At 53.7% G+C, this 1,128-nt stretch carries 1 protein-coding gene and 1 pseudogene; both read right to left on the bottom strand.

Features of this window, described 5'->3' with window-relative positions; all coding sequences use genetic code 11:
• A pseudogene (locus BLW01_RS18270) lies at positions 1-855 on the bottom strand (hypothetical protein); the annotation flags it as partial.
• Positions 852-1,067, bottom strand: coding sequence for a hypothetical protein (locus BLW01_RS18265; RefSeq protein ID WP_244889970.1), 216 nt, complete (start codon positions 1,065-1,067; stop codon positions 852-854). The pseudogene BLW01_RS18270 and the gene BLW01_RS18265, both read right to left, overlap by 4 nt.
• Positions 1,068-1,128 lie beyond the last annotated feature (61 nt).

The raw sequence follows: 1,128 nt of genomic DNA, 5'->3' as shown, positions 1-1,128 counted from the left end.
CAGCGGCTGGCTGACGTCCATATAACGGCTCAGCATATCCCACATGGCATAGCGCTCGGCGATGCTGCCGGTATCGGTGGGGAAGGTGAACTCCAACGGCAAGCCACTGCGCTTGTCCTTGCTGAACTGCGGATAGCGGTGGCGCACCTTGAGGGTATGGCGCTGGTTGCCCTTCATGTCCGCCGCCATCTCGATAAAGGCATCGAACTCGTAGAAGGGAAAGTTGCCCTGAAAGCTCTTGACCAGGCCGGAACGGCGGCAGAAGGCGACATCGTCCGACCAGTTCTGGTTGCTCTTGTAGAAACGGATGCTGTATTTCTCAAATAGACTTTTAAGTATGGTCGCCACACCACAGAGTAAAAAAAATGACAACGGAACCAAAAGCCCATCATATGGAAATGGCTCATCTGGGTTTACCAAAAAGGCAGAAACCAACAACAAGAGCAAAACAAATACACCTATTGCTGAAAAAAACCACCCCCCCCCTTTACCCCCACCTGATGCAATAAAACTAAAACCATGACTAACAACAACAAACCAGAAGCGAAAGAAGCGATAGATCAGGCTGATATCTTCATCGACAAACTTCGACCAGCGCAATTCGTTAATATGATTGAAATCATGAAAGTCATGCTCTCCCATATACTTATAGTCACAATACCACCCTCCGGCATATTCATACTCAAATTCCGAGGGATTAATGCCGATATAATGCCCCCAGGGCAGACGCGCCATATCGAAGGCGTCGCCCAGCTTGCCGAGCTTGCCCTTGGGCGGTGGCGGGGCCTGGCGGGGAATGCGATCGGCCGTGAAGGCCGTCTCCTCGTACCCTTCCGGCTGCGCAGCGTCGCTCATGTCCTGCCTCCTTGCTGGTAGTAGTACATGGCCTCCACGTCACCGGCTTCGGCAGCGGGCTCCAAATAGGGAATGATCTCCCCCGAGATACCAAGGCCGTACAAACGCATGCCTTCGTCCTTGGCAGCCTGAACCTTGGGCTCCAGGGCGATGGCGATGCCGGGCAACATCAGCAAGATGCCGGCGAGTAAAATATGGGCAAGACGCATCATCCTTACGACTCCCGGTAGGTCACATGTGTGCCACCTGGTGTCGTCACCAGCTGGCAGTGGG

The sequence above is a fragment of the Aidingimonas halophila genome, from assembly GCF_900106955.1.
Classification (GTDB): Bacteria; Pseudomonadota; Gammaproteobacteria; order Pseudomonadales; family Halomonadaceae; genus Aidingimonas; species Aidingimonas halophila.
Note: the sequence above shows the minus strand (reverse complement) of the source record. Positions and strands in the feature narration are given on the sequence as shown.

Bases quoted from the DNA above. Each gene is read 5' to 3' on its own strand.
- BLW01_RS18265 (WP_244889970.1), bottom strand. From the start codon at position 1,067: ATGATGCGTCTTGCCCATATTTTACTCGCCGGCATCTTGCTGATGTTG.